This window comes from Rhizobium sp. O111 (assembly GCF_055616315.1).
Map to the genome: position 1 here is coordinate 2,966,583 of NZ_JBSHXL010000001.1, position 18,437 is coordinate 2,985,019.

Here is an 18,437-nt window from a genome sequence, read left to right on the forward strand (position 1 = left end):
CGATGAGCGGAGATGATGCGATGTCGGTTCGGGATGGTGGCCAGTTCAGTTTCGCCGATGCGTTGATCCCTCAGGGCAAAGGGTCGGGTCGGCTGGACAAGTTGTCGTCGCTGGTGAGGTGGTACCGTTTCGAGAAGCACCTTGCGCGGCTGCGTGATGACACGGGCAAGGGCGCCGGTCGGCCCGCTTATAGACCGCTGGTGATGTTCAAGGCGCTGCTTCTGCAGTCGCTATACGGCCTCTCGGACATGGAGCTTGAGGAAGCGTTGTGCGACCGGTTGTCGTTCAAGCGTTTCGTCGGCCTTGCTCTGGATGAAGCTTTTCCGGATCACTCAACGCTGTGCCGATTTCGCAACCTTTTGATCAGCGAAGCGCTGCTGGACAAGCTGTTTGCCGAGCTCGACCGGCAGTTGGATGCCGCCGGTCTGATCCTGCGGCGTGGCACGATGCTGGATGCGACGGTGATCGAGACGACGGCGGCCCGCCCGCCTCGCGGTCGCAATGGCGACCTTGATGCCAATGCCAATCTCGATGCCGACGCGTCCGGTTCGGACGGGGACGAGCCGGGCGAGCGGTTGCCGCGTCAGGCACCGAGCGATCCGGATGCGCGGTTCACGCAGCGCAAGGGCAAGGCAGGTTCGGCCTATGGTTACAAGGCTCATGTCGGGGTCGATGAAGGATCCGGCCTGATCCTGAGGGTCGTGACCACGCCGGCCAATGTCAACGACACCGTCGTCGCCGACCTTCTGATTACCGGCGACGAATCCTGCGTGCTGGCCGACAGCGCCTATCATACCCATGCACGCGAGAAGGCCCTGAGGAGCCAGGGCATCAAGCCGCGGCTGATGCGCCGGCCCAACCGGCATCACCGCGTCCTGCCGCCAAGGCTTGCCCGCCTCAACCGGATGATATCGAAACGTCGTGCGGCCGTTGAGACGACCTTCGCCACGCTCAAGCATCGCATGGGCCTCGGGCTGATCCGTTATCGCGGGCTCGTCAAGGCGCGGGCCCAGGTGCTGATGGCGACGATCGCCTTCAACATGCGCCGCTGGGTGACGATGGCGACGTGACCAAGGCCGAACTGCGCCCGCAAACCTGAAAACGCCAGCCTGAAGCCAACAAAAACCCCGCTCAAGGCATTGAGCGGGGAAAAGGGCAGGTCGGTTCGCCATAGAGCTGCCGCGATCGCGTATTTTGCAACGGCTCCCCACGGGGAGAAGGTGCCGGCAGGCGGATGAGGGGGCCTCACGCCAGAACGTCAGCCCCTTCGAACTCGAGCTAGATCTTCCCAGCCCGCTGCTGGATCATCATGAACGTATCGAACGTATATTCCGACAGCTGCATCCAGAGATACGCATCGCGCTTGAACGCCGTCTGATCCTCGTAGATCTTCTTGAAGTAGGGATTGGACGCCGAAATCTCCGCATAGATCCCGAGCGAGGCCTGGAAGCAGGCTTCCATGATCTCCTGGCTGAAGGGACGCAGCGTCGCACCCTCGGAGACCAGCTGCTTCAGCGCCGGCGGGTTCTTCATGTCGTACTTCGCCATCATGTTGGTATTGGCGAAGGCGCAGGCATCGGTGAGTGCCGCCTGATAGTGCTTCGGCAGGCTGTTCCACTTTTCCAGGTTGAAGAAGGCGTGCACGGTCGGGCCACCCTCCCACCAGCCGGGATAGTAGTAATACTTGGCGACCTTGTGCAGGCCGAGCTTCAGGTCGTCGTATGGGCCGACGAACTCGGAGGCATCGATCGTGCCCTTTTCCAGCGCCGGATAGATATCGCCGCCGGCGATCTGCTGCGGGATGACGCCGAGCTTGCTGATCACCTGGCCGGCGAGGCCGGCGATGCGCATCTTTACGCCCTTCAGATCGTCCAGCGTATTGATTTCCTTGCGGAACCAGCCGCCCATCTGGGCGCCGGTATTGCCCGCCGGCAGGCCGTAGATGCCCTGCGTGGCGTAGAATTCGTTCATCAGCGTGTTGCCGTTGCCCTCGTAGAACCAGGCATTGGTGAGACGCCCGTTGAGGCCGAAGGGAATGGCGGTGCCGATCGCGTAGGTCGGGTCCTTGCCGACGAAGTAATAGGAGCAGGTGTGCGCCGCTTCCACCGTTCCTGCGCTGACGGCGTCCGCCGCCTGCAGGCCGGGAATGATCTCGCCGGCGGCAAAGGGCTGGATGGTGAAGTTGCCGTCGGTCGATGCGGCCAGATGCTTGGCGATATCGTCGGCCGCGCCATAGATCGTGTCCAGGCTCTTCGGAAACGACGACGTCATGCGCCAGGCGATCTTCGGATTTTCCTGGGCGATGGCGGGTGCCGCCAGAGCCGAGGCAGCAACGGCGCCGACGCCCGCTGTTCCTGCCTTCTTGAAGAATGAACGACGATCCATCAAAAACCTCCCATTGTTGGTTCAGCAGGGCCAAACTCTCCCCACCCGCGGAACGAGGGAAGCTAAGCATGCGGACGCAGGTGATTCAAGCGCCGGCCTATTAGTCTTTGGGATCACGACACCAATATGGCGAGTACGGCATTTCGATCGGAATCAGCGGCTTAGTCGCCTCGTCGTCGTCTCGTCGCGCCGCCGGCACATGGCCTTGCCGCAATTTGGCCGGGCACATCAGGCACACGTTGACAGGAAAGCCGTTCTGGTTTCTCTCATTGGCAAGAGATGATCGCCCTCAGGATAGACAATGACCAAGCCCATCGTCGCCGTTCCCGCCGATATCCGCAGCTTTGACGGGGCCACCTGGCATGCCGTGCAGCACCAATATGTCCGCGCCGCGCTCAACGCCTCCGGCGTCATGGCCTTCATCATCCCGGCCTTCGAGGAAGGCTACGACAGCGACGCCATTCTCGACCGCGTCGACGGCGTCCTCGTTTCCGGCTCGGCCAGCAACGTCCACCCCGCGCGCTACGGCAAGGAAGCGACCGAGGCCGACGGCCCCTTCGACCCCGCCCGCGACGCCACCTCGCTGCCCCTCATCCGCCGCGCCATCGACCGCGCCATTCCGCTGCTCGCCATCTGCCGCGGCATCCAGGAATTGAACGTCGCGCTGGGCGGCACGCTCGCCAGCGAAATCCAGGACCAGCCCGGCATCTGGGACCACCGCAAGCCCGATAATGTCGACCGCGACGGCATGTACGCCATCCGCCAGAATGTCATCGTCAGGGAGGGTTCCTGTATCGCAGGCATCGTCGGATCGGGCGAGATCAAGGTGAACTCGCTGCACCGCCAGGCGATCGCCGAGACGGCGCCTCGCCTTGCCGTGGAAGCGGTGGCCGAGGACGGCACGGTCGAGGCCGTCTCCGTCATCGACGCAAAAGCCTTTGCCGTCGGCGTACAATGGCATCCCGAATACTGGGCAGAAACCGACAAGCCCTCCAACCAGCTCTTCACCGCCTTCGGCGACGCCGTCCGCGACTATGCAGCGACCAAGCTGCCGGCCAAGGCCGCGAAGGTGGTGGCGTAGGTTTCAACCCCGCCGCGCCCAGCGCAGACCGCCCACGACGGCGATGGCGAGAAGCGGCCAGGTCGCCCAGAAGGTGCCGTGCCAGGAGAGAAGGTTGATGCCGATCAGCCCGAGCGCCGAGATGGCAAGCGCCACAAGCCGTGGATCGAACCGATCCTGCAGATGCGCCCAGCGCATGGCCGCGACATAGGCCAGCGCCAAGAGCGGCCACGCCGCCCAGAAGACCCCGTGCCAGGTCAGCGTGTTGATGACGACGAGTGCTGCCGCGATCACGCCAAGCACCTCAAGGTTTCGACGCTGATTCAGCGATTGCCCCGCGTTCTGACCTGACAACACGCCGGCCAACAGCCCCCCTCGCCCACCGCCCAACGGACCCGGCCCCGCCGATTGAACCACAGCGCCCGACGGCGACCCGCCGGAACGCACATGCCCCGCCGCCGCGTCGCCAGCACCGTCCCCGATCCTGACGACATAGCTCGGCACCGCCTCGGCGACGTTCTTCACGGCAAGCGGTCCCAGGAAATCGAACCCGACAGCCACCTTGTTGCGCACCTGGTCGTAAACCGTGTTCGAGATCACCACGCCGCCGGCCGGCGCCTGTGCCTGCAGCCGCGCGGCGATATTGACGCCGTCGCCATAGATATCGCTGCCCTCGACGATCACGTCGCCAAGATTGATGCCGATGCGAAACAGCATGCGGCCATCGGCAGGCCGAGCGGCATTCAGCCCCGCGAGCTCGTTCTGCACGTCGACGGCTGCACGCACCGCCTCGACCACGCTCGGAAACTCGGCGATCAGCCCATCGCCCCAGGTATTGACCACCCGTCCGCCATGCGCCTCGATCAGCCTGGACATCCGGTCGCGATACCGCTTCAGCGTCTCGAGCGTCCCCTCCTCGTCGACGCCCATCAGCCGCGTATAGTCCTGCACATCCGCCGAAAAGATCGTCGTCAGCTTGCGCTGCGTCTCACTCGGAACCTCCGCCACGTCGCCTCCCCCTCGCATGACCTCACGCGTTGCATCCTAGCGCCAACTGTCCATGAAAGTCGAGCAAGCGGGACCGTGCGCAGATCCTCGGGACAAGCCCGAGGATGACGTTGAAGGGATGTTTGTGACGGTGCTTCAATAGGTTACTGGCGGCATCCACTCACGCAACCGTCATCCTCGGGCTCGTCCCGAGGATCTAAGCACGCATCCAAGAATGCAACGGAGATGGGGAAAGCGGGACGACGCCCATAGACGAGCCTGTCCTTGCAGACGTTGGCCGATCTTTGGCGTGGGCTACCCACTGCCGACGAGACGATGCTGCTCATCTCTCACTAGCGCCAAGTGTCCATGGAAGTCGAGCAAATGGGACCGTGCGCAGATCCTCGGGACGAGCCCGAGGATGACGTCGAAAGGATGTTTGTCGCAGTGTTTCAATAGGTTACGGAGATGCGCCATTTACTCCACCGTCATCCTCGGGCTCGTCCCGAGGATCTAAGCACGCGTCCAAGAATGCAACGGGGATGGAGCAACCGCGAGGGCGGTCACAAAGCACCGCCCCCAAACCCATCACCCCTTGACGGGCGTCTCGGCCACCGGCGTCAGCGGCTTGCGCGCATCGAACCACCCAACCAGATTGTCGACCACCAGATCGGCCATCGCATTGCGTGTTGGAACCGAGCCCGAGGCGATGTGCGGCAACAGCACGGCGTTCGGGAGCGCCATCAGCGCGTCTGGCACTGATGGTTCGTCATAAAACACGTCGAGACCGGCAGCACCCAAGGCACCTGAAGACAGCGCCTCGATCAGCGCATCTTCATCGACCGTCCAGCCGCGCCCGACATTGATGAACACGCCATCCGGCCCGAGCGCCTTAAGTATATCGGCATTGACGGTCTTGTGCGTCTGCGGCGTCTTCGGAACGATCGCGATCATCGTATCGACGGCTTCGGCGAGACCTTCCAGCGTCGGATAGTGATCGTAGGGCAGCGCCTCGTTGCGCGAGCGGGTGTGATAGCTGATCTTCACCTTGAACGGTTCCAGCCGCTTGGCGATCTCCTGGCCGATGCGGCCGAGGCCGTAGAAGCCGACATGCCGGCCCTTTAGCGAGAAGCGTGACAGCGGATAGCTCTGCCCCGGCTTCCAATTGCCGGCGCGCAACCAGTTTTCGGCGCGCGGAAATTCGCGGATGGTGTTGAGCAGCAGCCCGATCGCGGTGTCGGCCACTTCGTCGTTGAGGACATCAGGGGTGTTGGTGACAACCACGCCCTTGGTGGCGGCATGCCTGGCATCGACATTGTCATAGCCGACGCCGAAGCTGGAGATCAGTTCCAGATTGGGCAGCGCATCGATATCGGCGGCAGTGAAGGTGCCGGACACGGCAACCCCGCGAATGCGGCCTGTGGTCTCCGCGTCGAGCGACTTGGCGTCGGCCTCGATGACGTCAAAACCTTGCTTCAGGCGCGCCAGAACGCGCTCGTGCATTTTCCCCGGAACGAGAACAGCGGTACGGGACATGGCTTTTCCTCTTCGATTTGTCGCGCGCCCTTGATGACTTGGGATGAAGGGCGGGGATTATGACCGGGGCCGGAAGGGGCTGGTCGATTGGCGGATGCGCATCTCGGGCTTGATGAGATGGATGCCGTCGGGTTCGTGGCTGCCGGCAAGGCGATCGAGAAGCGCGCGGGCGGCGAGCCGGCCGACTTCGGCCTGGCCGTTCCACACGGTTGTCAGCGCCGGCATCGAGATCGACGCCTCCTCGAGATCGTCATAGCCGGTCACGGAAATATCGGTGCCGGGCACGAGACCTGCGCGGGCAATGCCGTTCATCAGGCCGATGGCGACGAGGTCGTTCCAGCAGACGGCGGCCGTGGGCTTTTGCGGCAGGGACAGGAAGTGCACCGCCGCCTCGAAGCCGCCCTGCATCGAGCGGGGGCCCGGAATGCGCAGGCCGGGATCGACCTCGATCTCCGCCTTGCGCAGCGCGTTGACATAACCCTGGTAGCGGTCGCGGCCGGTGGAGGTCTGGTCGGTGCCGCCGATCATGGCGATCGAGCGATGACCGAGGCCGATCAGATGATTGGTGGCAAGCGAGATGCCGTAGCTGTCGTCGCCGCGATAGGTCGGGAGATCGGACCCATCCAAGGAACGGGCGACCAGAATGGCGGGCATGCCGTTATCCTCGGCGAGCTGCATGTCCTCTGGCGGCGTGCCGATCGCCGGCGACATGATGACGCCGTCGCCGCCGAGCTGCAGCAGCGTCTCGATGAAGGTGCGCTGCTTTTCGACGGAATCGTAGTGGTTGGAGAGAATGAAAGTGTGTCGGCTGCGGTCGAGCTCGCTTTCGATCGCCTTCAGGATTTCCCCGTAGAACGGGTTCATGATGTCGTGCACGACGACGCCGATGATGCCCGAGCGCGAGGTGCGCAGGCTAGCCGCGCGGCGATTGTAGATATAGCCCAGCGCGCGCGCCTGTTCCTTGATCTTGTCGCGGGTGGCGCCGGCGACCAGCGGGCTGTCGCGAAGCGCCAGGGATACGGTTGCGGTGGAAATGCCGAGCGTTTCGGCGATCGTCGAAAGCTTGATCTTCTGCGCCACTGTGCCTCCCGGATCGCGCGGAAGGACTGTGACGCGCGATGAACATATGCACCCGACCAGCTGTGAGCCGAGCGTCCTTAAAATGTTTAATTAAAAGATTAAACCGGAGCAGGCAATTTCTAATTTCACAAAACCGTCAGATTTCATCCGGCTCGTCGAGCACGATGGCATCGGCCTGCAGATTGCCGTCGATCGCCTTCAGAAGCCGCACCAGATTGCGGATTTCCTTCTCGGAAAAGTCGAGTGTCGCCAGCCGGTCGCAGGCTGTCGCGGCCTGCTCGATGGCCGCAACACTGCCGCGGCCGAGATCGGTGAGGTAGACCTTGGTGAGGCGCGCGTCGTCGGCATCGGCCTTGCGCTCGAGAAAGCCCTGCGCCTCCATACGGCCGATCGTGCGCGTCATGGTCGGCGCCTTGACGCCGAGCTTGTGCGCCAGCGCCCCTGCCGTCATGCCGTCGCTTTCGGCAAGCGACGTGATGACGCCATCCTGCCCGGCATAGAGCCCGCTCTCCAGGAGGTTGCGGGAAAGCACGGTGCGCATCGAGCGGGCGGCCTGCGTCAAAGCCGGCGAAAGATCGACCACCGTATATTCGGTCTGGTCCTTCTTCTTCGACTTCTGCTTCTTGCCGTCCTTGTGCTTCTTACCCATTGCCGTCCCTTTGATCTTGCCGCGCCCTGCACCCAATCGAGGTTGTGAGAGACGGCAACAGTTTCATTTGGCGCCTAAGCCTTCCTCCAAATCCATTTTGATTTAAAGGCTTATGCATTAAGCATTGAGATCGTTGCGTTATGACATTGCGCATGATCTCGTCATAAACAAGAGGCCTTAGCCGGATGAACGCGCCAGCGACCGAGTTCGACGACCACGATCCGCAATTTTCTGGTGCGGAGCGCAACCAGCACATCGTTGTCCTGCCGCTTGGCGCCCATGAACAGCACGGCCCCCACCTTCCCTTCGATACCGACACGCTGATCGCCGACGGCATCGTTAGCAGGCTCAAAACCGCGCTTCCCAAGACGCTTCCGGTGACCTTCCTGCCGACGGAATCAGTCGGCTACTCAATCGAGCATATGGATGTGACAGGAACGCAAACGCTGTCCTACGGCGAGGCGATCGAACGCTGGCTCGGCATCGCCGAGAAACTGTCGCGGCAGGGCATCCGCAAATTCGTCATGCTCAACGCCCATGGCGGCAACTCGCCGCTGATGACTGTTGTCGCGACAGAAGCCCGCGTGCGCTTCAACATGCTCGCCGTCGCCACCAGCTGGACCCGCTTCGGCCTGCCGGATGGCGTGATCTCTCCGGAAGAGAAAGCGATCGACATCCACGGCGGCGACATCGAGACCTCGGTCATGCTGGCGCTGCACCCGGACAAGGTGGACATGTCGAAAGCCGAGAACTTCCCCTCCCGCCAATCCGACTTCGCCGCCCGCTACAAGCACCTGCGCGCTTACGGCCAACACGCCTTCGGCTGGAAGATGTCCGACCTCAACGATAAAGGCGTCGCCGGCAACGCCGCCAAGGCGACCGCCGCAAAAGGCGAGGCGCTGATCGCCCATGCGGTAAAGGGCCTGGTGGAATTGCTGGAGGATGTGGACGCCTTCGACGGGAACACGCTAACATAGCGGGCCGCTTGTATCGGCCGGTGCTTTTCATCATATTGATTGCAATCGCAGTGGCTCACCAAGGAGGCCCGCATGCGCATTTCCGTGAAAGAGGCTGAAGGACAGCTGACAGAACTGGTCCGCCTTGCCAATCAGGGCGAAGAGATCGTGTTGACGCAGGATGGCCAGCCCGCCGCTCGCATTGAGGCGGCAACCACATTCATCGATGATCCGGTCAAGCGGGAACAGTTCATCCAGCGCCTGCGGAATGACGCCACAAGGCCACCGCTCAGCCGTGAGGAGAAGTCCCGGCTGATCAGCAGGCTGCAGGAAGAGGTACGGAAGCTGAACCTGCCACCCGGCCCCGACGCCGCTCATAGCCAGGATTTCCTCTACGACGAAGACGGCCTGCCGAAGTGATCGCCGTCGACACGTCGGCATTGATCGCGATCTTGGCGAACGAACCGCAGGCACCTTCCTGCCGCAAGATATTCGAAAGCGAGGACCTCATCCTGGTGTCGGCTGGGACGGTCCTTGAGGCGCTCATCGTCGCAGCTAGAAGAGGGATGTCCAACCAGATGCGCGCCATTCTTTCAGCCGTTACCGTGAAGATCATCGACGTCACCCCAGCCCGCGCTGAACTCGCCGCCACCGCCTACACGCACTGGGGCAGAAACTTCCACCGCGCTTCCCTGAACTTCGGCGATTGCTTCGCTTACGCCACCGCCAAGGAATTCAATTGCCCCCTGCTTTTCATCGGCAATGACTTTGCCCAGACCGATATCCCATCGGCTATCGCGGCCTCCACATCCTAATGTGATCTTATAACATACGAATCCCTTTGAACTGCCGCGCCGCACCCCTTATATGAGACGACGAATTTGAAAGGCCCGGGAGAAAACCCGAGCAAGCCCCCACCTATCGAGGTTCTCATGACCGACGCTCTCCAGACGCAACCCAAGCCCATCCCCGTCACCGTTCTCACCGGCTACCTCGGCGCCGGCAAGACGACGCTGTTGAACCGCATCCTGACGGAAGCGCATGGCAAGAAGTATGCCGTCATCGTCAACGAGTTCGGCGAGATCGGCATCGACAACGACCTGATCGTCGAATCCGACGAAGAGATCTACGAGATGAACAATGGCTGCGTCTGCTGCACGGTGCGCGGCGACCTGATCCGCGTCGTTGAAGGCCTGATGCGCCGCCCTGGCCGCTTCGATGGCATCATCGTCGAAACGACGGGCCTTGCCGATCCGGTGCCGGTCGCACAGACCTTCTTCATGGATGACGACGTTCGCGCCAAGACCGAGCTCGATGCCGTGGTCGCCCTCGTCGACGCCAAGCACCTGCCGCTGCGCCTGAAGGACAGCCGCGAGGCCGAAGACCAGATCGCGTTTGCCGACGTCGTGCTTATCAACAAGACCGACCTCGTGACCCCGGAAGAGCTGGCGCAGATCGAAGACGTCGTGCGCGCCATCAACCCGTCGGCCCGCGTCTACAAGACCAGCCGGTCCGGCGTCGATCTCGCCCGCGTGCTCGATCAGGGGGCCTTCAACCTGGAACGTGCGCTGGAAAACGACCCGCACTTCCTCGACCACGATCACCCCGACCATGTCTGTGGTCCCGATTGCGGCCACGACCATGGCCACCATCACCATGCGCACGACCATGATCACGATCATCACCACCATGATCATGACCATGGGCATGACCATCATGATCATGGACACGACCACCATCACCACGGCGCCGTCTCCCCGATCCATGACGTGACGGTGCAGTCGGTGTCGCTGCGCGGCGGCGAGATGAACCCGGATCGTTTCTTCCCCTGGATCCAGAAGATCACCCAGACGCAGGGCCCGAACATCCTGCGTCTCAAGGGCATCATCGCCTTCAAGGACGATGCCGAGCGCTATGTCGTTCAGGGCGTGCACATGATCATCGAAGGCGACCACCAGCGCGCCTGGAAGGACGGCGAGAAGCGCGAGACCCGTCTCGTCTTCATCGGTCGCGAGCTTGACCGCGAAAAGCTCGAAGCTTCCTTCAAGGCGTGCGAGGCCTCTGCCTGATGCCGACTGTTGCCCCGTTTGATATCGACGGCCATATCCTGGCCGTCGAATTTTTAGGTGATACCCCCTTGTTCGCCAGCGCCACCGGCACGTTTCACCGGCTGGATGGCTCGGAAAAGGTCACCGAAGCCCATCAGGGCATGCTCACCTGCATCCGCGATCCCTACAGCGAAAGCCTGATCTCGGGCGGCGAAGACGGCAAGGTGCTGCGGATTGCGGCCGATGGCAGCGTCACCGAGCTGGCGCATGCGCCGCGCAAGTGGATCTCGCAGCTCGCCGCCGGCCCGCAGGGCGCCATCGCCTATTCCCACGGCAAGAGCGCGATCGTTCGCCTTTCTGACGGCACCACCCGCGAATTCACCGAGGAGCGCACCGTCGAAGGCCTCGCCTTTGCCCCCAAGGGCATGCGCGTCGCCGCCGCCCGCTACAATGGCGTATCGCTGCATTGGGTTGTGGGCGAAGCCAAGCCCGTCGATCTCGAATGGAAAGGCGCTCATACCGGCGTCACCTTCTCGCCGGACGGCAACTTCCTCGTCACGACAATGCAGGAAAACGCGCTCCACGGCTGGAAGCTCGACACCAAGCCTGGCGCCGAAGCTCGCCACATGCGCATGACCGGCTACCCCGCCAAGGTCAAGTCGCTCTCCTGGTCGGCCAAGGGCAAGTGGCTGGCCTCATCAGGCGCTCCGGCTGCCATCGTCTGGCCCTTCCAGGGCAAGGACGGCCCGATGGGCAGGTCGCCGCTCGAGCTCGGCACCCGCGCCAACATCATGGCGACCGCGGTCAAGTTCCACCCGGCCGAGGACATCCTCGCCATCGGCTTCATCGACGGCATGATCCTCGCCGTTCGCCTCGCCGACAGCAAGGAAGCACTGATACGCCGCCCCGGCAAGGGTGCGATCACGGCCATGAGCTGGAGCAAGAACGGCAAGCTGCTGGCCTTCGCTTCGGAAGCCGGCGATTGCGGCGTGGTCGATATCGCCGCCTAAAGCATGTCGCGCAAAAGTGTGCAGCGGTTTTGCGGCACCGACATGCGACAGAACAAAGACTTAAAGCGTGACGAGCGCATCCGAAGGATCGCGACACGCTTTAAGACACATATCCCGAGACTGGCCACCGGTTTCGGGATAAAGACACGGTTGAAAGCAATGGCGTGAAAACAGAGAGCTGAGCCAGATGTCGCAGACCAGAACCGCCATCGCCGAAACCGCAGCCGCCAACGATGCCTCGGCATGGGTGTTGATCCGCGCCGAGGCCCTGGCGCTGTGCGAACGCGAACCGGTCTTGCGGCCTCTTTTGACATCGCAGGTAATCGAGGCTGCGGATAGCGCGACAATCGTCGCCCGCGTGCTCGCAGCGCGCCTCTCGCGCGCCGATGTCGATACGGCGGCTCTGACGACGCTCCTCCAGGAGACGCTGACATCTGATATTCTGACCGAGATCCAGGCCGATCTGATGGCGGTGCGCAAGCGCGATCCGGCCTGCACGACCTATCTGCATGCGCTGCTCAATCTGAAGGGCTTTCACGCCCTGCAGATCCACCGCGCCGCCCACAAATTGTGGAACGATGGCCGCGTCGAGATCGCCAGCTGGCTTGCTAATCTGGCCTCGCTGGTCTTCGGCCCGGATATCCATCCGGCTGCCAGGATCGGCTCCGGCATCATGCTCGACCACGGCTCCGGGATCGTCATCGGCGAGACTGCTGTCATCGAGGACGAGGTCTCCATCCTCCAGGGCGTCACGCTCGGCGGCACCGGCAAGGAAACCGGAGACCGCCACCCGAAGATCCGCTGCGGCGTGATGATCGGCGCCGGCGCCAAGATCCTCGGCAATATCGAGATAGGCGCCTTTAGCAAGGTGGCGGCCGGCAGCGTGGTGGTGAAGCCTGTTCCGGCCCATTGCACGGTGGCCGGCGTCCCGGCAGCGGTGGTGCGCATCCATTCGGCCAGCGAAATTCCCGCCGAAAGCATGGACCAGAATATCTGAGCGTAAACGGGCTAAGCCGCCTGCTCCTGCGCGGGTGATGCCTCTACCCGGTCGCGGCCCTGGCGCTTGGAGGCGTAGAGCGCCGTATCGGCCCGCTCCAGAAGCTTCTTGAAATCGATGTCCGGGCCGTGGCAGGCAGCGACGCCAATGCTGAGCGTCGGAAGCGATGCGAACACCGCCATCGCCGAAACCTGCTCCGAAAATGCCAGCCGCATCCGCTCGGCGACGGCAATCGCCCCATCCTCGGCGATATTCTTCAGCACCACGAGAAACTCGTCGCCGCCGTGGCGCGACAAGAGATCATCGGACCCCAGCACGCTGCGCGCCGCACTTGAAAACAGCCGGAGCACATCGTCTCCGACAAGATGACCGTGCTGATCGTTCAGCTGCTTGAAGTGATCGATATCGACCACCAGGAGCGCCAACGCGTGGGCGTCGCGCACCGGCAGCCGCTGCGCCAAGCCGCCGCGGTTAAGCGCTCCCGTCAGCGGATCATGATGCGCCATCGCGATCAGTTCGCTCCTGTTGCGCTCGGCCGCCATCAGCACGATCAGCATGCTGCGCAGCGCCAGGAAAATAACCGCCGTCGACGCCATCCAGCTATGGGCGACGGTGGCGCCATAAGGGTCAGGACCCGCAATCTCGCCCGTTGCCGCCATGACGCTCCGCACTAGAAAGATCGCCGCCGTCGGCAGATAAAGCCATGCGAGCAGCCCCGCCGAGAAAAGCTTCTCGCGCCTGTAGATGCCGATACCCTCGGCAGCACCGCCAGATCGCACAGGCAGCAGATGGCCGAAACATAGAACAGCCGCACCGACACAGACATATCGCCGGAGGGCAGAGCCGCAACCGGAAGGCTGATGCAGACGAGCGCCAGCGCGCAGACGCGCATCGACACCGGCCGGTCGGCGAGCACGCGGATGGCAAAGAACGACAGCAGGTAGCCGGCAATGGTCAGCACATTGCCAAGCTGGATCGACAGCACATAGGGAATGAAATTGCGCAGGCAGACGAGCAGCGTGCCGACGCCGAGCACCAGATAGCTGGCGCCCCACCAGGCCGGCCAGCGGCCGAACCGCCCGGTCCAATAGCTCACCATATGCGCGCTTCCGAGAACCAGCAGCGTCATGGCGGAGACGACATAGATCGTCCGCAGATCCAAAATCATGTACGCGCCTCCAATCCACCGGCGCGGACACGTTACGAGATCGCTATTGCGTTTTGATTGGAACGCTCGATCGCATTTTAATCAATGGGCCGAAAAGCCCGCTCAGGCAGGGCGTGCGGCGGCGATGATCTCGGAGAGAAGCCCGTGGAGGGCATCGCGATAGCCGGTCCTCGCCGAGGGGCCGTTTTCGTCTGACGTCATCACGACGGTGAGCTTCAGCGACGGCACGATATAGAGCATCTGGCCGCCATAGCCCCAGCCGAAATGCACTTGCTCGCCACCGATCTGTCGCGAGAACCAGCCGTAACCGTAGTCATCGCCCGAGAAACGCGAATTGGTGCGGTGCTGCCAGGATTGAACGACCCAGTCGGCAGGAACAACCTGCGTGCCATCTGGAGCCTTGCCACCGTTGCGATAGAGTTCGCCGAAGGCAAGCAGCGAGCGGGCGGTCATGGCCATCTGGTTGCCGCCGAGGTAGATCCCCTGCGGATCCCGCTCCCATGCGCCGATGCGAAAGCCATCGACCGGCGCCAGCCACTCCCGCGCCAGGGCGAGCGTCGATTTCCCGCCGACCTTGGTCAGGATCGCCGACAGCAGATGGGTCGAGGCTGTGGAATAGAGCATCTGCCCGCCCGGCTCATCGGCGAACGGCTGCGCAAGCGCGAACCGCACCCAGTTGCGCGACGACACGAAGCGCCCGTAGTCGGGACCGGACAGGCGACCAAGCCCCGCCTGCATCGAAAGCAGGTTGCCGATGGTGATCTCGCCGAGCCTCGGATCCGGATTGTCGGGCAGGTCGGCCTTCAGGATCGGCGCGATCTTCTGGTCCGGCCCTTCGAGCAGGCCCTTCTGAATGGCAATGCCGACAAGGCTCGAGATGATCGACTTCGAGGCCGACTTGATGTTGACGGATTCACGCGTCGAGTGGCCGCGATAGCCATGCTCGGCGATGACCTCGCCATCCCTGGCGACGATGACAGCCTTCAGCGGCCGCAGCTCCTCGCGCGACGAGCCGCCATCGAGCAGCGTGGCAAACGGGTTCGGCTGCTGCGCGAAGGCGACGGCCGGAGTGAGCGACAGGACGAAGAGAAATGCGAGACGCTTGATCATGCGCCATTATCTATGACGGGCGGCCGATCAAATCATCGGCCGTCCCTTCAAACTCACATGGATGTGAAACCTTATGATCGCGCTTGGCTCAAGGTCACTGATGCACGCATCTGCGCGACACTGAGGGCCGCTTTTGCGCCTTGGTGAATTTCGCGATCATCCCCGCCGGACATTTCTTGTCGTCGAAGAGCACGGATTCTCCCGGTCCCATCGTCTCGGCCGTCGGCTTCGCCGTCACCGTCTTGATTGCTGCAAAGGAAGTCGACGCGCCTGCAAGCGACAGCAGGCAGGCGGCGAAAAGGGAAAGAAGCAGAGACCGTATCATATGCTCGCCCTCACGTTTTAGTGATTACTAAAATACATTCCTACGGAATCGCGCCGGCGGCAAGTCATCCGATCGGCGGGCAGCACGAATATACGCGCGCGGGCTGCCCACGGCGGTAAAAAAGGGGAGAAGGCAGGCGGTCGAGGTATGGGTAGTGGATGTCAGGCTGGTCCGCCTGCCCGATCGTTTCAGGCTTTCCGGCTTCATCAGACCGACAGGAGCGTCTCTCGATCTGGCGTCCCCGGACGAATCATCTGCCCTGACGGCATCCGATTCGACCTTTCGCGACCGTCATCGAGCGCCGAATTATGAACGGAGACCGAACCGGTTCATGAACCCGGCTCCCTGCTCGATGACGCGTTCATGATGCGCCGACCCTACGCCATGGGGATGATTCTCGCCCATATTTTCATCCATATGATTGTTTTTTCTGCATTTTATTAGAACGAAAAGTGAATTTCTTCCCCATAAAGGCGAAGCTGCAGTGTTGCTAAAATATCGTTAAAATTTAGCGTCACAGTTTTTTGTTCATCTGGCGTTCAGAAAACTCTTGGGAAAGCCGACTTTTGCGCTCACATTAGATACCAGAGAACTAGGAGTGCATGAATGATTCTTAAGGCCACAGCCGCAGCGACCATATTCGCGGTCTATGCTTTCACGATGTTTTTCATCGCCGCCATACCGGACAATATCGTACAGACTGCCGGGACACAGCTGGTCGACGCAAGCGTCGTCAAGTAAGCGCCGCTAGAAAAGGCGCAGCGAATACAGAGGGGAAAATAGTCCGCCGGCTCTTCCGGCGCCCCTTCAAACTGATTTCCTCAAACTGGAAATGAAACGAAAAAGCCCCTCCCTCTAGGGGAGAGGCCTAGCCGGACGAGGCCTGAGTCAGGCCGCCCTGCGGATCGGCGCGCTGGCCAGCATCCGCCCCGTGGGGACGATCATGCCGGCCGCGCCGTCAAGCCAGCCCTCGACAAGCTCGAGCGCCAGAAAGCGCGAGCGTTCGAACGGACCAGGCATGACGAGATGCTGAGCCTTTGCGGCGAAGAAGCCGAAACGCTCGTAATAAGGGGCATCGCCCACAAGCAGGATAGCGCCGTGACCACGGGTCTTGGCTTCCAACATGGCGGCGCGCATCAGCGCCGAACCGACACCCTTGCCCTCGAAACTGGAATCAACAGCCAGCGGTCCGAGCAGCAGCGCGTCGATGGCCGTGCCATCGGCATTGACGCCGGCTTCGACATTCCACAAGCGCACGGTGCCGATCACGTGACCATCGCGATCACGCGCAACCAGCGCCAGGCCTTCGGCCGGAACGCGGCCACGGCGGATCTTTTCCGACGATTTGCGGCGACGGTTCGGGCCCATGGCGCGATCGAGCAAATTCTCGCGCGCAACGACATCGCCGGCATTTTCGGCGTCGATGGTGAAAATGGAATGCGCAAAGAATGCGCGGACAGAATCAAGAACAGCGGCCATCTTGGCCTCCCGAACTCAAAACCGTTTCAAACGGTATCGTCAGATCATTGTGAAGGTGCCGCCCCGGCTGGCTACGGGGCCGGCGTCGTCTTTACTGGCACATAAGCCTTTCTCGGATCTGCGATCCGAGGGTCATGTGCTAGATAATGTAGGCCTTCAGCGGCTCGAAGCCGTTGAATGCGACCGCCGAGTAGGTGGTCGTGTAGGCGCCGGTGCCTTCGATCAGGATCTCGTCGCCGATCGAAAGGGTGAGCGGCAGCGGGTAGAGGTTCTTCTCGTAAAGCACGTCGGCGGAATCGCAGGTCGGGCCGGCGATGACGCAGGGCTCCATTTCGTCGCCGTCGCGCTCGGTGCGGATCGGGTAACGAATGGCTTCGTCCATCGTTTCAGCCAGACCGCCGAACTTGCCGATGTCGAGGAACACCCAGCGAGCGGCGTCGTTGTCGGACTTCTTCGAGATCAGCACGACTTCCGTCTTGATGACGCCTGCATTGCCGACCATGCCGCGGCCCGGCTCGATGATCGTCTTCGGCAGGTTGTTGCCGAAGTGGTCACGAAGGCTCTGGTAGATCGCACGACCGTAAGCTTCAGCCGACGGAACGTCGCGCAGGTACTTGGTCGGGAAGCCGCCGCCCATGTTGACCATCTGCAGGTGGATGCCCTGCTTGGCCAGCTGAACGAAGACGCGCTTGGCATCGGCAAGAGCCGAATCCCAGGCATCGACCTTGGTCATCTGCGAACCGACGTGGAACGACACACCGTAGGATTCGAGGCCCAGCTGGTGCGCGTAGACGAGAACGTCGACGGCCATCTGCGGCACGCAGCCGAACTTGCGGCTGAGCGGCCATTCAGCGCCTTCGCCATCGGTCAGAACGCGGCAGAACACGCGGGCGCCGGGAGCGGCACGCGCGATCTTCTCGACTTCCTCGTGACTGTCGACCGCAAAGAGGCTGACGCCGAGCGCATGCGCGCGGGCAACGTCGCGTTCCTTCTTGATCGTGTTGCCGTAGGAGATACGGGCAGCGGTCGCACCGGCGTTGAGCGCCATTTCGATTTCAGCGACGGACGCGCAATCGAAGTTGGAGCCCATGTCGGCGAGCAGCTTCAGGACTTCTGGAGCCGGGTTTGCCTTGACGGCGTAGTAGATGGCGCTGTCAGGCATGGCGTGACGGAAAGCGGAGAAATTGTCGCGCACGACGTCGAGGTCGACCACGAGGCAGGGACCGTCGGGACGTCGGGTTGCGAGAAAGTCGCGGATGCGCTGAGTGGTCATATCGATTCCCTTTTCAATTCCAGAGCTCCGGAAAAACCGGAGGACAAAGGGCAGCCGATCACTCGCATAGGAACCAGCCGGTGGAGACCCCGGAACCTTAGCAAGCGCTCGAATGCGCGAATGATGAATCAACGCCGCGAAAGCGACATGGATTCGGCTTTGTCTGCCATGGATTGGAGGGGATTCCCTACCGCACTTCCGGCAATGAAGGTGTGCCTCTTCAGTAACCCCCGCTGATGGAAAGCAGGGAGAGAACAAAAAGGCCCGCACCGTCGTTGCTTCAGGCGTCCTCGCATTTTCCGGTTGGCCGGAATAGCGACTGGAGGGGTTAATTCCAGGTACCTTACCGATTTCCTCACCAATTCGAGGGTTCG

The 18,437-nt window shown here is 62.2% G+C and carries 18 protein-coding genes and 1 pseudogene; 9 read left to right on the forward strand and 10 right to left on the reverse strand.

Annotated elements, in window-relative coordinates; translation table 11 throughout:
• Positions 1-2 precede the first annotated feature (2 nt).
• Positions 3-1,070 (forward strand): IS5 family transposase, encoded by a 1,068-nt coding sequence (locus tag ACVTFQ_RS14935; RefSeq protein WP_162718251.1) that lies wholly within the window; start codon positions 3-5, stop codon positions 1,068-1,070.
• A gap of 208 nt (positions 1,071-1,278) precedes the next feature.
• Here ACVTFQ_RS14935 and ACVTFQ_RS14940 read toward each other — a convergent pair whose 3' ends face one another.
• Complete coding sequence (locus tag ACVTFQ_RS14940; protein ID WP_018901926.1) at positions 1,279-2,385, reverse strand: TRAP transporter substrate-binding protein; 1,107 nt, start codon at positions 2,383-2,385, stop codon at positions 1,279-1,281.
• A 301-nt stretch (positions 2,386-2,686) separates the two neighbouring features.
• Between ACVTFQ_RS14940 and ACVTFQ_RS14945 the strand changes: the two genes are divergently transcribed.
• Positions 2,687-3,466, forward strand: coding sequence for a gamma-glutamyl-gamma-aminobutyrate hydrolase family protein (locus tag ACVTFQ_RS14945; RefSeq protein WP_111564887.1), 780 nt, complete (start codon positions 2,687-2,689; stop codon positions 3,464-3,466).
• Between the two features lie 3 nt (positions 3,467-3,469).
• On the opposite strand, the gene ACVTFQ_RS14950 is transcribed toward ACVTFQ_RS14945, so the two are convergent.
• From ACVTFQ_RS14950 to ACVTFQ_RS14965, 4 genes are all read right to left on the reverse strand, one after another.
• Entirely contained in the window at positions 3,470-4,471 is a 1,002-nt protein-coding gene (locus ACVTFQ_RS14950; RefSeq protein WP_111564888.1) for an adenylate/guanylate cyclase domain-containing protein, read from the reverse strand.
• Positions 4,472-5,020: 549 nt separating this feature from the next.
• Positions 5,021-5,968: a 2-hydroxyacid dehydrogenase gene (locus tag ACVTFQ_RS14955; protein ID WP_111564889.1), complete on the reverse strand. Its 948-nt coding sequence runs from the start codon at positions 5,966-5,968 to the stop codon at positions 5,021-5,023.
• Positions 5,969-6,025: 57 nt separating this feature from the next.
• On the reverse strand, positions 6,026-7,048 hold the full coding sequence (locus ACVTFQ_RS14960; protein ID WP_111564890.1) for a LacI family DNA-binding transcriptional regulator: 1,023 nt from the start codon (positions 7,046-7,048) through the stop codon (positions 6,026-6,028).
• A 136-nt stretch (positions 7,049-7,184) separates the two neighbouring features.
• A complete protein-coding gene (locus ACVTFQ_RS14965; RefSeq protein ID WP_026283624.1) occupies positions 7,185-7,697 on the reverse strand; it encodes a MarR family winged helix-turn-helix transcriptional regulator in 513 nt (170 codons plus the stop codon).
• 185 nt (positions 7,698-7,882) lie between these two features.
• Between ACVTFQ_RS14965 and ACVTFQ_RS14970 the strand changes: the two genes are divergently transcribed.
• The 6 genes from ACVTFQ_RS14970 to cysE all read left to right on the forward strand — a co-directional run bounded on the left by ACVTFQ_RS14970 (position 7,883) and on the right by cysE (position 12,708).
• A complete protein-coding gene (locus ACVTFQ_RS14970) occupies positions 7,883-8,674 on the forward strand; it encodes a creatininase family protein (protein ID WP_111564891.1) in 792 nt (263 codons plus the stop codon).
• Positions 8,675-8,746: 72 nt separating this feature from the next.
• Positions 8,747-9,073 carry a type II toxin-antitoxin system Phd/YefM family antitoxin gene (locus tag ACVTFQ_RS14975; protein ID WP_111564892.1) on the forward strand — a complete coding sequence of 109 codons (327 nt, stop codon included), beginning with the start codon at positions 8,747-8,749 and terminating at the stop codon, positions 9,071-9,073.
• Complete coding sequence (locus tag ACVTFQ_RS14980; RefSeq protein ID WP_111564893.1) at positions 9,070-9,468, forward strand: type II toxin-antitoxin system VapC family toxin; 399 nt, start codon at positions 9,070-9,072, stop codon at positions 9,466-9,468. Before ACVTFQ_RS14975 ends, ACVTFQ_RS14980 begins: the two co-directional genes overlap by 4 nt.
• A 117-nt stretch (positions 9,469-9,585) precedes the next feature.
• The gene (locus tag ACVTFQ_RS14985; RefSeq protein WP_111564894.1) at positions 9,586-10,722 is read left to right on the forward strand and encodes a CobW family GTP-binding protein; all 1,137 of its coding nucleotides are present in this window, start codon (positions 9,586-9,588) and stop codon (positions 10,720-10,722) included.
• Complete coding sequence (locus tag ACVTFQ_RS14990) at positions 10,722-11,711, forward strand: WD40 repeat domain-containing protein (RefSeq protein WP_111564895.1); 990 nt, start codon at positions 10,722-10,724, stop codon at positions 11,709-11,711. The genes ACVTFQ_RS14985 and ACVTFQ_RS14990 overlap by 1 nt, the downstream gene beginning before the upstream one ends.
• A gap of 187 nt (positions 11,712-11,898) precedes the next feature.
• Positions 11,899-12,708, forward strand: a complete 810-nt coding sequence (gene cysE / locus ACVTFQ_RS14995) for a serine O-acetyltransferase (protein WP_112437183.1) — start codon at positions 11,899-11,901, stop codon at positions 12,706-12,708.
• 11 nt (positions 12,709-12,719) lie between these two features.
• Here the strand turns inward: cysE and ACVTFQ_RS15000 are convergent.
• The 3 genes and pseudogenes from ACVTFQ_RS15000 to ACVTFQ_RS15010 all read right to left on the reverse strand — a co-directional run bounded on the left by ACVTFQ_RS15000 (position 12,720) and on the right by ACVTFQ_RS15010 (position 15,311).
• Positions 12,720-13,876 (reverse strand): annotated as a pseudogene (locus ACVTFQ_RS15000) (GGDEF domain-containing protein).
• Positions 13,877-13,978: 102 nt separating this feature from the next.
• Positions 13,979-14,986, reverse strand: coding sequence for a serine hydrolase domain-containing protein (locus ACVTFQ_RS15005; protein ID WP_111564897.1), 1,008 nt, complete (start codon positions 14,984-14,986; stop codon positions 13,979-13,981).
• A gap of 94 nt (positions 14,987-15,080) precedes the next feature.
• Positions 15,081-15,311, reverse strand: coding sequence for a DUF6719 family protein (locus ACVTFQ_RS15010; protein WP_111564898.1), 231 nt, complete (start codon positions 15,309-15,311; stop codon positions 15,081-15,083).
• A 606-nt stretch (positions 15,312-15,917) separates the two neighbouring features.
• Between ACVTFQ_RS15010 and ACVTFQ_RS15015 the strand changes: the two genes are divergently transcribed.
• Positions 15,918-16,052 (forward strand): hypothetical protein, encoded by a 135-nt coding sequence (locus ACVTFQ_RS15015; RefSeq protein ID WP_018901941.1) that lies wholly within the window; start codon positions 15,918-15,920, stop codon positions 16,050-16,052.
• Positions 16,053-16,199: 147 nt separating this feature from the next.
• Here ACVTFQ_RS15015 and ACVTFQ_RS15020 read toward each other — a convergent pair whose 3' ends face one another.
• Positions 16,200-16,790 carry a GNAT family N-acetyltransferase gene (locus tag ACVTFQ_RS15020; protein WP_111564899.1) on the reverse strand — a complete coding sequence of 197 codons (591 nt, stop codon included), beginning with the start codon at positions 16,788-16,790 and terminating at the stop codon, positions 16,200-16,202.
• Positions 16,791-16,929: 139 nt separating this feature from the next.
• Positions 16,930-18,063, reverse strand: coding sequence for an ornithine/lysine decarboxylase (gene odc2 / locus ACVTFQ_RS15025; protein ID WP_018901943.1), 1,134 nt, complete (start codon positions 18,061-18,063; stop codon positions 16,930-16,932).
• Between the last annotated feature and the right edge of the window lie 374 nt (positions 18,064-18,437).

Coding starts and splice junctions, on each gene's coding strand:
- ACVTFQ_RS14935 (WP_162718251.1), top strand. CDS start 3: ATGAGCGGAGATGATGCGATGTCGGTTCGGGATGGTGGCCAGTTCAGT.
- ACVTFQ_RS14940 (WP_018901926.1), bottom strand. CDS start 2,385: ATGGATCGTCGTTCATTCTTCAAGAAGGCAGGAACAGCGGGCGTCGGC.
- ACVTFQ_RS14945 (WP_111564887.1), top strand. CDS start 2,687: ATGACCAAGCCCATCGTCGCCGTTCCCGCCGATATCCGCAGCTTTGAC.
- ACVTFQ_RS14950 (WP_111564888.1), bottom strand. CDS start 4,471: ATGCGAGGGGGAGGCGACGTGGCGGAGGTTCCGAGTGAGACGCAGCGC.
- ACVTFQ_RS14955 (WP_111564889.1), bottom strand. CDS start 5,968: ATGTCCCGTACCGCTGTTCTCGTTCCGGGGAAAATGCACGAGCGCGTT.
- ACVTFQ_RS14965 (WP_026283624.1), bottom strand. CDS start 7,697: ATGGGTAAGAAGCACAAGGACGGCAAGAAGCAGAAGTCGAAGAAGAAG.
- ACVTFQ_RS14970 (WP_111564891.1), top strand. CDS start 7,883: ATGAACGCGCCAGCGACCGAGTTCGACGACCACGATCCGCAATTTTCT.
- ACVTFQ_RS14975 (WP_111564892.1), top strand. CDS start 8,747: ATGCGCATTTCCGTGAAAGAGGCTGAAGGACAGCTGACAGAACTGGTC.
- ACVTFQ_RS14985 (WP_111564894.1), top strand. CDS start 9,586: ATGACCGACGCTCTCCAGACGCAACCCAAGCCCATCCCCGTCACCGTT.
- ACVTFQ_RS14990 (WP_111564895.1), top strand. CDS start 10,722: ATGCCGACTGTTGCCCCGTTTGATATCGACGGCCATATCCTGGCCGTC.
- cysE (WP_112437183.1), top strand. CDS start 11,899: ATGTCGCAGACCAGAACCGCCATCGCCGAAACCGCAGCCGCCAACGAT.
- ACVTFQ_RS15005 (WP_111564897.1), bottom strand. CDS start 14,986: ATGATCAAGCGTCTCGCATTTCTCTTCGTCCTGTCGCTCACTCCGGCC.
- ACVTFQ_RS15010 (WP_111564898.1), bottom strand. CDS start 15,311: ATGATACGGTCTCTGCTTCTTTCCCTTTTCGCCGCCTGCCTGCTGTCG.
- ACVTFQ_RS15015 (WP_018901941.1), top strand. CDS start 15,918: ATGATTCTTAAGGCCACAGCCGCAGCGACCATATTCGCGGTCTATGCT.
- ACVTFQ_RS15020 (WP_111564899.1), bottom strand. CDS start 16,790: ATGGCCGCTGTTCTTGATTCTGTCCGCGCATTCTTTGCGCATTCCATT.
- odc2 (WP_018901943.1), bottom strand. CDS start 18,063: ATGACCACTCAGCGCATCCGCGACTTTCTCGCAACCCGACGTCCCGAC.